We start from the raw sequence: 11,900 nt of genomic DNA on the forward strand, positions 1-11,900 counted from the left end.
GCTCCCTCTTCCCGGAAGGGAGTTTAGCGGGGCACAGGACAAGCGCAAACCCTTTACCGTATTGACGCCGCGCCAAAGCTGGGGCTTGTTGCAGATGAAACCTCACACAAAAGTGGAACCTTCGATGATTGCACGCCGTCCTGCCGCGTTTACTTTCTCCCTTGCCGCGATGCTTCTCGCCTCCGCAGCTCCCGCGCTGGCGCAGGATGTGCAGATCGTCCGCCCCGGTGCGCCGGGCCAGCAGCCGACGATCCTGAGTGAGGAAGAGGCCACGCGGCTGGCCCGCGTCAATTACCTGCCCGCCGACATTGCCTTCATGCAGGGCATGATCGTGCATCACCAGCAGGCGGTGGAAATGGCGGCACTGGTAGCCGATCGCACCAGTGACGAGACGGTGACCGCTGCGGCGGGCCGGATCGACGCCTCGCAGAAGGACGAGATGACCTTCATGCGCGAATGGCTGGCGGGATACGGACAGCCTGCCGAAATGGCCGGAATGGGGCACATGCACCACGCCGGGATGGCGGGCATGGCCACGCCCGAACAGATGGCCGAGCTGGCCGCCGCTCGCGGGGTGCAGTTCGACCGGCTGTTCCTGGCGATGATGATTCGCCACCACGAAGGCGCGCTGACGATGGTGGACGAGCTGCTCGGCCTGGCAGGCACCGCCAGCGATCCGGTGCTTTACGATTTCACCAGCGAGATCCGCACCGACCAGCAGGCCGAAATCGACCGGATGAAGACCGCGCTGGCCGCCCTTTCGGACGATCCGCGCACCTTGCTGGCAGCAGGGCTGTTCGATGCGGAGGAAGCGATCAGCAACCTTCGCCATGTCACCTTCCTGCGCAAGCCTGCTGGCTTCTTCGATCCGGCGAACCCCTCCGACGGGCGGATGGTGCTGCCGCCGGAGCCGGTGGAAGAGGGCGAAGAGGCACCCGCCGCCGATCCGCACGCGGGCCACGCGATGGCCGCCGCCGATCCTGCCGAAGATGTTCCGCCTGCCGATGCCGAGGCTGAAACCCCCGCCGAACCCGAAGTGCGTTATGCCCAACGCGGGGGGCTGCTGAGCTTCGCCAATACCGACATGGCCTTTTCGGGCGACCTGATGGTGGCGGGCAATTATCACGGCTTCAACGCCTACCGGCTCGATGATGAAGGTGTGCCGCAGCTCGTCAGCTCGGTGGTCTGCCCCGGCGGGCAGGGGGACGTTTCGATCGTCGGCAATCTGCTCATCATGAGCGTCGAGGAGCGACGCGGGCGCGTGGATTGCGGGTTTGAAGGCAATACAGAGGATGTCAGCCCGGAGCGGTTCCGCGGTCTGCGCATTTTCGACATTTCCGACATCCGCGCTCCGGTGCAGGTCGGGCAAGTGCAGACCTGCCGTGGCAGCCACACCCATTCTGTCGTCAGTGCGGATGACACGCGCATCGTGGTTTACAATTCGGGCACGTCCGGCGTGCGTGAGGAGGAAGAGCTGCCGGGTTGCATCGGCTACGTCCCTGGCGATGACCGCACCGCGCTGTTCAGCATCGACGTGATCGAGATCCCGCTCGCCGACCCCTCGCAGGCGCGCATAACGTCAAGCCCGCGGGTGTTCGCCGAAGATGGACGGATCGCCGGCCTGTGGATGGGAGGCGATCACGGCGAGGGCACGCAGGAGACGAACCAGACCAACCAGTGCCACGACATCACCGTGTTCCCCGCGCTCAATCTGGCGGCCGGCGCTTGTTCGGGCAACGGGATCATCTTCGACATTTCCGATCCCTACAATCCGGTGCGGCTGGATGCCGTGACAGACGAAGGTTTCGCCTACTGGCACTCAGCCACGTTCAACAATGACGGCACGGTAGTGCTGTTCACCGACGAATGGGGCGGTGGCGGGCGGCCGCGCTGCCAGGCCACCGATCCGCGCAACTGGGGAGCCAACGCCTTCTACGAAATCGTCGACGGCCAGCTTGAACGGCGCGGGACCTACAAGTTACCCGCCGCGCAGGGCGAGATGGAGAATTGCGTCGCCCACAACGGTTCGATCATTCCTGTTCCGGGGCGCGATGTGTTCGTCCAGGCGTGGTATCAGGGCGGGCTGTCGGTGATCGATTTCACCGATCCGGCCAATCCGTTCGAAATCGCCTACTTCGATCGCGGCCCGGTTGATGCAGACCAGCTGGTGACCGGCGGTTACTGGTCCGCCTACTGGTACAACGGCCGCATCTACGCGACCGAGATCGCGCGCGGTATCGACGTATTCGAACTGGTGCCCAGCGAGCACCTGACCGCCGAGGAAATCGCCGCTGCACAGGCCGCCGACATGGGCGAAACCTTCAATCCGCAGACCCAGCTGCCGGTCACCTGGAGAGAGGATGTGATCGAAGCCGCCCGCCGCAGCCGGATGGGGGGGTGACCAAAGTGTGAGTCCCCGCGCAGGCGGGGACCTCGTGCAGTTAGGCGCTGAGACTCCCGCCTTCGCGGGAGTTCACACCGGCTGTAATCAAAACCAGGTCCGCAGCCCGATGAGGAACACCAGCCCATCGGGATCGTCTCCCTCGGCACGGATGATGTCTGCGGTCTGGCCGAGCGCCGCTTCGTATTCGACACCCACGTAAGGTGCGAATTCGGGGGCGATTTCGTAGCGCAGCCGCAGGCCGGTCTCGATCTTCACCGGCCCTGCGCCGATCCCGCGCTGCGGGATGTCCTGCGCCGACAGCTCGAATTCGATCCGCGGTTGCAGGATCAGCTTCTGGGTCAGCCGCATGTCGTGCTCGGCTTCGATCCGCGCGGTCAGGTCACCCTCGTCGGAAAGGAAAGCGGCGGCATCGACATGGATCATGTACGGGGCAAGGCCCTGCACACCCAGCGCCAGATGCGCGGTGGTTTCCGGTTCGACATCCAGCCGCACCCCGGTCTGGAGATCGAACCACGGGCCGATGGCATGGCCCCACAGCAATTGCAGTTCGGCACCGTCCACCGCGCCGCTAAACTCGCCTTCGCCTTCGGTCTTGAACACGATCCGATCGGTGGTGGTGCCATACCAGCCCTGCACGTCCCACAGATAGACGTCCTCGCCCGACGCGACCCGCGCTTCGAGCCGCTCAGCCATCAGCGTGGCAAAGCGCATCTGTCCGTGCATTTCATGATTCGCCGCGCGGGCGCGAGCCATGGCGGCATCGCCCCAGATCGCGGCAGCGGCATGGGCCGGGCCTTCGAAGGCCCGCGCAGGCGGCGGGCCGGAGGGGATTGCTGCGCCGTGATCCATCTGTGAATGGTCCATCGCGCCATGATCCATCTGCGAATGGTCAACCGGGGGCGTCGCCGGTTGGCCTTGGTGCGAATGGTCCATGCCTTGATGCGCGGAGTGGTCTTCCGGCGCAGGTTGGGGCATAGGGGTGGGCGCAGGCGTCGTATGCCCGGCATGGCCCGAATGATCCTGCGCGGCCGCCGGAATCGCGAACAGCAGCGCCGCGCCCGCCATCAGAACACTGCGCATCATGCGTCACCTCCGGGGAAGGGTCGCACCGTCACCACCTGCATCATCCCGGCGTGCATGTGATAGAGCAGGTGGCAGTGGAAGGCCCAGTCGCCCGGTTCGTTGGCGGTGAGATCGAATGTCGCCGTGCCGCCGGGCTGCACCACCAGCGTGTGCTTCAACGGCTGGTTCATCATCCCCGCGCCGTTGACCAGCTCGAAGAAATGCCCGTGCAGGTGGATCGGGTGCGCCATCATCGTATCGTTGACGAGCTTCACCCGCACCCGCTCGTCGAAGCCGAAGCGGATCGGATCGTCGGTGACGGCGCTGAACTGCTGGCCGTCGAACGACCACATGTAGCGTTCCATATTGCCGGTCAGATGGATTTCGAGTTGCCGCTCGGGCATCCGGTGCGGATTGGTGCGGGCGGCCTTCAGGTCGGTGTAGCGCAGCACCCGGTGAGTGACGGTGTCGAGGCCGAGGCCGGGAAAGTCCATCCGGTCCACCGGCATCGGCGCGACCATGTCTACGCCCGGTCCGACTTCGACGCTGTCGGGAAGCAGCGAGGTATCGCGCATCGAATGGTCCATCGGCGCAGCTTCGCCGTCGGGCATGGCATGGCCCATCGCGGCGTGATCCACGCCGTCATTAGAAGCCCCGTGCCCGCTCCCGTGCCCGCCCCCATGCCCGGCGCCGTGGTCCATTCCGCCCATTCCCATGTCCATCATGGTCAGCGTGACCGGCTCGCGCAGTGGCGGCGGAGTGGCGCGGCGGCCTGGATGCGAGGTGAGGCTGGCGATACCCATTCCCGAACGATCCATCGCTTCGGCCACGAAGGCATGGCTGCCATCGGGCGGGGTGACGATGACATCGTAGGTCTCGGCGGTGCCGATCTGGAATTCATCGACCTCGACCGGATCGACATCCTGCCCGTCCGCTGCGATCACCGTCATCGGCACGCCGGGAATGCGGACGTTGAAGAAAGTCATCGCCGAACCGTTGATGATCCGCAGGCGAATGCGCTCGCCCGCGCGGAAGGCGAATTCGAGATCGTCCGCCGGGCCGTGGCCGTTGACCAGGTAGGTATAGGTCGCCCCGGTCACATCCGAAATGTCGCGCGGGTTCATCCGCATCGCGCCCCACATCAGCCGGTCCTCAAGGCTCATCGAACCATCGGTCACCGTCTGCATCTGGCGGTTGAAGTAATGCTCGCCCACCGCCAGCATCCGCGCAATCTCGTGCGGGTGGCGCGGGGTGAATTCGCTCAGCAGCACCACCAGGTCGCGGTCGTAGCGCGGGTCGGGCATGTGGTGGGCGTGCTCGGAATCGATCACGATCGGGCCGTAGTGCCCTGCCTGTTCCTGCAGGCCTGAATGGCTGTGCCACCAGTAGGTGCCGCTCTGGCGGACGGGGAAGCGGTACTGGAAGGTCTCGCCGGGCCTGATGCCGGGGAAGCTGACGCCAGGCACGCCGTCGAACTGGAACGGCAGCAGCAGCCCGTGCCAGTGGATCGAGCTATCCTCCGTCAGCAGGTTGGTGACGTTGAGCACCACGTCCTGCCCCTCGCGCAGGCGGATCAGCGGTCCGGGCACCGAGCCGTTCACCGCATAGGCATGGCCGCTGCGGCCGCCGGTGGTGAAGTGGTGATCGGCAATCATCAGGTCGATCGTATTGCCCGACAGTTCGCCGAAGCCGTTGCGTGCGTGGGTGAGGGACTGGCCCTTGGCCCAGCCAGGCACGGACAGACCGGCAGCAGCGAGCAGCGAACCACCGGCGATCAGCGAGCGGCGGGAAAGCGGCGCGCGAAGAGGGTTGAAATGTGTCATGGCAGTCGCCTATATATACCCCCATGGGGTATATGGAAGGGGTATTTTGGACCATGCCGTCAACCGATAGCAAGCAGACCGTCAACCGGCTCAACCGCATTGCCGGGCAGGTGCAGGGGGTCGCCCGGATGATCGAGGGCGAGCGTTACTGCATCGACGTGCTGACCCAGTTGCAGGCGATCAAGTCGGCGCTCGCCAAGGTTGAAACCGCAGTGCTGAAACAGCACGCCGCCTCCTGCGTCGCCCAGGCCATCGCATCGGGTGACGAGGCCGAGCAGCGGGTGAAATTCACCGAATTGGTCGAACTGTTCGAAAAGGCAAGGAAATGACCGACAAGACAGCAACTCTCTATCGGATGGTCATGCCCGATCACCTGTGCCCGTCCGGGCTGAAGGCCAAGTGGCTGCTCGAAAGCGAAGGCTACACCATCGAAGATCACCCGCTGACCAACCGGGCCGAAGTGGACGCCTTCAAGGCCGAACACAAGGTCGACACCACGCCGCAGGCGTGGATCGGCGACAAGCGCATCGGCGGCTACACCGACCTGCGCGCACATTTCGGCAGGCACGTCGCGCAGAAGGGCGAGACGAGCTACACCCCGGTGATCGCGCTGTTCGCGATGACCGCGCTGATGGCGCTGGGTGCGGCATGGGTCACGACCGGGCAAGCCGTGTCGGTCCTCAGTGCCGAATGGTTCGTCAGCTTTTCGATGTGTGCTCTCGCTTTCCTCAAGCTGCGCGATGTCGAAGCCTTTTCGACCATGTTCCTCAATTACGACTTGCTCGCCCGGCGCTGGGTGCCCTACGGCTATATCTATCCCTTCGCCGAGGGGCTGGCAGGGGTGCTGATGACCGCCAAGCTGCTGCCGTGGCTCTCGATTCCGGTGGCGCTGCTCATCGGCGGGATCGGCACGGTGAGCGTGTTCAAGGCCGTCTATATCGACAAACGCGAGCTGAAATGCGCCTGTGTCGGCGGCGACAGCAACGTTCCGCTGGGCTTCGTCTCGCTATCGGAAAACCTGTTCATGGTCGGCATGGCGCTGTGGATGCTGGTGGGGCATTCAGCGATGTAATCCGCGCGGCTAACACTCGGGACAAACAAAAAGGCCCGGCAGGATCGCTCCTGCCGGGCCTCTTTCTGTGTGGCTGTTAGGCGCAGGCTTAGAAGCCCATGCCGCCCATGCCGCCCATTCCGCCCATGTCGGGCATGCCGCCACCGGCGGGCTTGTCTTCCGGAACGTCGCTGATCGCCGCTTCGGTGGTGATCAGCAGGCCGGCGACCGAGGCCGCATCCTGCAGCGCAATGCGCACCACCTTGGTCGGATCGATCACGCCCGCCGCGACGAGGTTTTCGTACACGTCGGTCGCGGCGTTGAAGCCCATCGTCTCGTCGCCTTCGCGCAGCAGGTTGCCCGAAACCACCGCGCCGTCATGGCCGGCGTTGGTGGCAATCTGGCGCACCGGGGCGAGGATCGCCTGACGGACGATCTCGATACCGCGGGTCTGGTCGTTGTTCGCACCGGTCAGGCCTTCGAGAGCCTTGGTGGCGTAGAGCAGCGCAGTACCGCCACCGGGGACGATCCCTTCTTCCACTGCCGCGCGGGTAGCGTGGAGCGCATCGTCGACGCGGTCCTTGCGTTCCTTCACTTCGACTTCCGAAGCCCCGCCGACCTTGATCACCGCAACACCGCCGGCCAGCTTCGCCAGGCGTTCCTGCAGTTTTTCCTTGTCGTAGTCCGAGCTGGTGGTGTCGATCTGCGCACGGATCTGCTCGACGCGGGCCTTGATGCCTTCGGCATCGCCAGCACCGTCGACGATGGTGGTGTTGTCCTTGTCGATGGTAACGCGCTTGGCTTCACCCAGCATGGTCAGGCCGACGTTCTCCAGCTTGATGCCGAGGTCTTCGGAAATCATCTCGCCGTTGGTGAGGATCGCGATGTCCTGCAGCATCGCCTTGCGACGATCGCCGAAACCGGGAGCCTTGACCGCTGCAACCTTGAGGCCGCCGCGCAGCTTGTTTACCACCAGGGTGGCCAGCGCCTCGCCTTCAATGTCTTCGGCGATGATCAGCAGCGGACGTCCGGCCTGCACCACGGCTTCGAGCACTGGCAGCATGGCCTGCAGGTTCGAGAGCTTCTTTTCGTGGATCAGGATGTAAGGGTTTTCCAGCTCGACCGTCATCTTCTCCGGATTGGTGACGAAGTAGGGCGAGAGATAGCCGCGATCGAACTGCATGCCTTCGACGACATCGAGTTCGAATTCGAGGCCCTTGGCCTCTTCCACGGTGATCACGCCTTCTTTGCCGACCTTTTCCATCGCTTCGGCAATCTTTTCGCCGACTTCGCGGTCGCCATTGGCCGAGATGATCCCGACCTGGGCGATTTCGGACGAGCCGGAGACTTCCTTCGAACGCGCGACGAGATCCGCAACCACCTTGGTCACGGCGAGATCGATGCCGCGCTTCAGATCCATCGGGTTCATGCCCGCGGCAACGGCAGTCATGCCTTCGCGCACGATGGCCTGGGCCAGCACGGTGGCAGTGGTGGTGCCGTCCCCTGCTGCATCATTCGCCTTGCTGGCGACTTCGCGCAGCATCTGCGCGCCCATGTTCTCGAACTTGTCCTTCAGTTCGATATCCTTGGCGACGGTGACGCCGTCCTTGGTGATGCGGGGTGCGCCGAAGCTCTTGTCGAGCACGACATTGCGGCCCTTGGGGCCGAGCGTGACCTTCACCGCGTTGGCGAGGATGTCGACGCCGCGCAGAATGCGTTCGCGGGCGTCACGGCCGAACTTTACGTCCTTGGCAGCCATTGGTGTTTCTCCTGAGAATAGGTTGGGTTTGAAATGCGTTCAGTGCGTGGTTCGGCTCAGCCGATCACGCCCATGATGTCGCTTTCCTTCATGATCAGCAGGTCTTCGCCATCGAGCTTGACCTCGGTGCCGGACCACTTGCCAAACAGCACGCGATCGCCGACCTTGACGTCGAGCGCGATACGATCGCCGTCTTCGTCACGGGTGCCATCGCCAACCGCGACGACTTCGCCTTCGCTGGGCTTTTCCTTGGCGTTATCGGGGATGATAATGCCGCCGGCGGTTTTTTCTTCGGCTTCAATGCGACGGACCAGTACACGGTCGTGCAGCGGACGGAATGCCATAGGGATGACCTCTTCCTTGGTTTGAGTGGTTATGATGTTTGGCACTCCCCTCATGAGAGTGCCAGCGGCGCGGAAATGGGGATGTGGGGCAGGGGAGTCAATGGGGGCGAGCCAGAAAAATGGCTGGCCGATGAATGAAGCAGCATGCCCGCCTCAAGTCATACCGGATGCGCCGTCAGCTCCAGCTTTTCGCGTAAGTGCCAGCGCCACAACAGCAGCCCTGCGGCGAAGGTTAAGCCCGTTGCCAATCCGATCCACACACCTGTGCCGCCCAAGGGAGTGGCCAACCCCAGCCCGGCAGCGAGGCCGAAGCCGGGCACCCAGTAGGAAAAGATTGCGATCCACATCGGCATCTGCGTATCTTTCAGCCCGCGCAGCGCGCCCGCCGCCACCGCCTGCACCCCGTCCGAAAGCTGGAACGCGGCAGCGATGACGAGGAAGCCGGTCGCCACCGAGACCAGTTGCGCGTTCTCCGGCGCCCACGGGTCGATGTAGAGCGCCAGCAGCGGGTGCGGCACCAGGATCATCGCCACGGCCGTCACCGCCATGAACCCGGTGCCGAGCACGATCCCCGTCCAGCCCGCGCGCGCCACGCCCAAAGGATCGCGCGCGCCGAAGAAATAGCCCACGCGAATGGTCGCCGCCTGCCCGACGCCGAAGGGCACCTGGAAGGCGAAGGCGGCGAGATTGAGCGCCAGCGTATGCGCCGCCAGTTCCAGCCCGCCGATCCGCCCCATCAGGAATGCCGCCGCGCCGAACACCCCCGCTTCCGCCAGCACGGTGATCGCGATCGGCGTGCCGATGCGGACGATCTCGCGCAGGCGCGCCCAGTCGGGCCGCCAGAAGTAGCCCATGATGTGATAGCGATGCAGCCGGGCATCGAAACGGATCGCCAGCGCATACATGCCGACAATGGCCGCGGAGGTGATGAAAGTCGCCACCGCTGCACCCGGCAGGCCCAGCTCCGGCGCACCCAAGTTGCCGAAAATGAACATCCAGTTGCCCAGCGCATTCACCCCGATGCCGAGTGCGGTGATTGCCGTGGCGAACAGCGGACGGCCCAGAGTGGCGACGAAATTGCGCTGCACGGCGGCGACGATCATCAGCGGCGCGCTCCACAGCAGCACCTGCATGTAGCTGGCGGCGAGCGCGGCAATTGCCGGGTCCTGCCCGGTCCAGCGCATCAGCGGGCCGAGCATGGCGCAGATACCCATGCCGAAGAGGCCGACGATCAGCGCCAGCCAGATTCCCATCCGTACCGTGCGACGCACCGGGCGCAGCGCCGGTCCGCGTGCGCCCAGTTCCGCCGCCATGATTGGCGCGACCGCCCCGGTCAGGCTTTGCAACGACCACAGCACCAGCCCGAACAGCGCCACCGCCAAGGCCGATGCCGCCAGCTCGTCCGCTCCCAGCCGCGCGATGAAGATCACGTCGATCGCATAGGTGAGCATTTGCAACAGGTTGGCGAGCGCCAGCGGCCCGGCGATGCGGAAGGTTTCGCGCGTCTCGACTTTCCAGCCGGGCGTGGGAGGGTGGGCGACAGGGCGCATGATCTGTTCTGCTGCGACCTGCGCAGCCGGTCCGGATAGGCGCAGTGCCGCGTCGGGGGAATGACTTGTGCGGCTGTCGGGTGCGATTGCCGCGCGGCTGCGGCGAAGCGGCAACAATCGCGCCGGTTTAGGCTCTTGCCAAGCGGGCGGCTTCGCTTCTAACGGACATAGTCAAGGTTGGATCAAAGTTTCGGGAAGAGGTTCAAATGCGCAATATTCTCCGGTTTTCGGCAGCTCCGGCTCTCGCACTCGTGCTCGCCGCCTGCGGTGGCGATGCCGAAGAGGCAGACGCACCCGCCGATGCAGCGGGCGAGACTGCCGAGACTCCGCTAGCCGAAGGCGCTGTTGCACCTGTGGGTGCTGACAGTGCTGCTGCAACCGGGACCGAGGCCGAAGCCACGGGCGAAGCGGGCGAACCCACCCCGACTCCTTCGGTCTCCGCTTCAGCTTCTGCCGCGCCGACACCCCGGCCAACGCCGACCCCGACGCGCGTGGCTGTCGCTGCAACGCCCCCCGCTGCCTTCGCCACCTGCGGCGTGTGCCATTCGGTCGCGCCGGGGCAGAACGGCATCGGCCCTTCGCTGGCAGGCGTGGTCGGCCGCCGCGCAGGCAGCGTCGCGGGCGCGAACTACTCGCCAGCGATGCAGGCCGCGAACCTCACCTGGACCGAAGCCAACCTCGAGCGTTACCTCGCCGATCCCGGGGCAGTGGTCCCTGGCACCACCATGCCCAATCCCGGCGCAAATCCCGCAGCGCGGCAGGCGATCATCGACTATCTGAAAACGCTGTAGTTTTTGGCGGTTAGTCGGCCGCCAGTCAGCTTTGTGAAAGCGAGCGGCTGGCAGGGCGCTGCCATGCCCAGCAAATTCATGCGCCCTGCGGCCATTGTCGCCGCCATCGCCCTGCCTGCCTGCATCCCTGCCGTGGCCCAGGCGCAGGAACTGTTCGGCGGGGTCTATGCCCATGCCGTTGATACACCGTTCACGCTGGAAACCACCGAGACCGGATCGGTCGATATTGCAGGCGGGGTGCGCTTCGGCGGGATCGATGCGCTCGATTTCGTCGGCTCGCCCGAACCCTATCTGATCGCCTCGCTCAACCTTTCGGGCGATACGTCGTTTGCCGGGGCCGGGGTCAGCTGGACCATCGGCAAAGGCCCGGTCTATGTCCGCCCCGGCATCGGGCTGGTGGTGCATGACGGGCCGGAATTCCGCGTGAACCCCGAAAGCGGCTTCCGCACCGATCTCGGCAGCCGCGTGCTGTTCGAACCCGAAATCGGTGTCGGCTATCGCATCGGCGAGCGCGCTTCGGTGGAAGCACACTGGATGCACATCAGCCAGGGACAGATCTTCGATGGTGACCAGAACCCGGGGATCGACATGATCGGGCTGCGGGTGAATTACCGGATGTAGCCAGGGGCCAACGGCCTGCTATTCATCGTCTCCCGCCTTGCGTAGAACAGGTGGATGGCCTCAAGGGGATTGCGGGACGTGAAGCAGCTGATCTACTATTCGCGCCCGTTCGGCTTCGACGAGGCCATGCTCACCGGCATCCTGATGCAGGCGCGGCGCAACAACAAGCGCGACGGCATCACCGGCGCGCTGATCTGCCGCCACGACATGTACCTGCAACTGATCGAAGGCCCGGACGCCGCGATCGACGCGCTCTATGCGAAGATCACCGAGGACGACCGCCACGGCGAGGTGCGGCTGGCGCTGTCTTCCGAAGTCGATCAGCGGATGTTCCCCGATTGGGAAATGCTCGACGACACTGCGCCAACGATGGCCTTTTCGGAGGAGGGCGTCGAGAACGGCGCGATCGAGCAGGCGACGACCGATGCTTTGCGCGCCGTGTTCGAGCGTATAGTAGCCAAGGTTCGCAGGTGAACGCAGTTGCACCATCTCCAT

11 protein-coding genes are annotated in these 11,900 nt (G+C 64.7%); 6 read left to right on the plus strand and 5 right to left on the minus strand.

Annotated features, from left to right (window positions below; genetic code table 11):
• Positions 1–124 precede the first annotated feature (124 nt).
• Complete coding sequence (locus tag JY451_09705) at positions 125–2,401, plus strand: DUF305 domain-containing protein (GenBank protein QZH74030.1); 2,277 nt, start codon at positions 125–127, stop codon at positions 2,399–2,401.
• A gap of 87 nt (positions 2,402–2,488) precedes the next feature.
• On the opposite strand, the gene JY451_09710 is transcribed toward JY451_09705, so the two are convergent.
• Both JY451_09710 and JY451_09715 read right to left on the minus strand, forming a co-directional pair.
• Complete coding sequence (locus JY451_09710) at positions 2,489–3,487, minus strand: copper resistance protein B (GenBank protein ID QZH74031.1); 999 nt, start codon at positions 3,485–3,487, stop codon at positions 2,489–2,491.
• Entirely contained in the window at positions 3,484–5,289 is a 1,806-nt protein-coding gene (locus JY451_09715; GenBank protein ID QZH74032.1) for a copper resistance system multicopper oxidase, read from the minus strand. The genes JY451_09710 and JY451_09715 overlap by 4 nt, the downstream gene beginning before the upstream one ends.
• Positions 5,290–5,342: 53 nt before the next feature.
• Here JY451_09715 and JY451_09720 point away from each other — a divergent pair, with 53 nt between their 5' ends.
• A complete protein-coding gene (locus JY451_09720; GenBank protein ID QZH74033.1) occupies positions 5,343–5,618 on the plus strand; it encodes a metal-sensitive transcriptional regulator in 276 nt (91 codons plus the stop codon).
• Complete coding sequence (locus JY451_09725) at positions 5,615–6,361, plus strand: glutaredoxin (GenBank protein ID QZH74034.1); 747 nt, start codon at positions 5,615–5,617, stop codon at positions 6,359–6,361. Before JY451_09720 ends, JY451_09725 begins: the two co-directional genes overlap by 4 nt.
• 88 nt (positions 6,362–6,449) lie before the next feature.
• On the opposite strand, the gene groL is transcribed toward JY451_09725, so the two are convergent.
• The 3 genes from groL to JY451_09740 form a co-directional block, all read right to left on the minus strand.
• A complete protein-coding gene (gene groL / locus JY451_09730; GenBank protein QZH74035.1) occupies positions 6,450–8,099 on the minus strand; it encodes a chaperonin GroEL in 1,650 nt (549 codons plus the stop codon).
• Positions 8,100–8,155: 56 nt separating this feature from the next.
• Complete coding sequence (groES, locus tag JY451_09735) at positions 8,156–8,443, minus strand: co-chaperone GroES (protein QZH74036.1); 288 nt, start codon at positions 8,441–8,443, stop codon at positions 8,156–8,158.
• Positions 8,444–8,601: 158 nt separating this feature from the next.
• Positions 8,602–9,993: an MATE family efflux transporter gene (locus JY451_09740; GenBank protein QZH74037.1), complete on the minus strand. Its 1,392-nt coding sequence runs from the start codon at positions 9,991–9,993 to the stop codon at positions 8,602–8,604.
• A 206-nt stretch (positions 9,994–10,199) separates the two neighbouring features.
• On the opposite strand from JY451_09740, the gene JY451_09745 reads away from it, so the two are divergent.
• From JY451_09745 to JY451_09755, 3 genes are all read left to right on the plus strand, one after another.
• Positions 10,200–10,784: a c-type cytochrome gene (locus JY451_09745; protein ID QZH74038.1), complete on the plus strand. Its 585-nt coding sequence runs from the start codon at positions 10,200–10,202 to the stop codon at positions 10,782–10,784.
• Positions 10,785–10,847: 63 nt separating this feature from the next.
• Positions 10,848–11,405: an acyloxyacyl hydrolase gene (locus JY451_09750; protein ID QZH74039.1), complete on the plus strand. Its 558-nt coding sequence runs from the start codon at positions 10,848–10,850 to the stop codon at positions 11,403–11,405.
• A gap of 78 nt (positions 11,406–11,483) precedes the next feature.
• Positions 11,484–11,879: a BLUF domain-containing protein gene (locus JY451_09755; GenBank protein ID QZH74040.1), complete on the plus strand. Its 396-nt coding sequence runs from the start codon at positions 11,484–11,486 to the stop codon at positions 11,877–11,879.
• Positions 11,880–11,900 lie beyond the last annotated feature (21 nt).

Origin of the sequence: Erythrobacter sp. (assembly GCA_019739335.1) — a bacterium.
GTDB lineage: Bacteria > Pseudomonadota > Alphaproteobacteria > Sphingomonadales > Sphingomonadaceae > Alteraurantiacibacter.

Bases quoted from the DNA above. Each gene is read 5' to 3' on its own strand.
- JY451_09705 (QZH74030.1), top strand. From the start codon at position 125: ATGATTGCACGCCGTCCTGCCGCGTTTACTTTCTCCCTTGCCGCGATG.
- JY451_09710 (QZH74031.1), bottom strand. From the start codon at position 3,487: ATGATGCGCAGTGTTCTGATGGCGGGCGCGGCGCTGCTGTTCGCGATT.
- JY451_09715 (QZH74032.1), bottom strand. From the start codon at position 5,289: ATGACACATTTCAACCCTCTTCGCGCGCCGCTTTCCCGCCGCTCGCTG.
- JY451_09720 (QZH74033.1), top strand. From the start codon at position 5,343: ATGCCGTCAACCGATAGCAAGCAGACCGTCAACCGGCTCAACCGCATT.
- JY451_09725 (QZH74034.1), top strand. From the start codon at position 5,615: ATGACCGACAAGACAGCAACTCTCTATCGGATGGTCATGCCCGATCAC.
- groL (QZH74035.1), bottom strand. From the start codon at position 8,099: ATGGCTGCCAAGGACGTAAAGTTCGGCCGTGACGCCCGCGAACGCATT.
- groES (QZH74036.1), bottom strand. From the start codon at position 8,443: ATGGCATTCCGTCCGCTGCACGACCGTGTACTGGTCCGTCGCATTGAA.
- JY451_09740 (QZH74037.1), bottom strand. From the start codon at position 9,993: ATGCGCCCTGTCGCCCACCCTCCCACGCCCGGCTGGAAAGTCGAGACG.
- JY451_09745 (QZH74038.1), top strand. From the start codon at position 10,200: ATGCGCAATATTCTCCGGTTTTCGGCAGCTCCGGCTCTCGCACTCGTG.
- JY451_09750 (QZH74039.1), top strand. From the start codon at position 10,848: ATGCCCAGCAAATTCATGCGCCCTGCGGCCATTGTCGCCGCCATCGCC.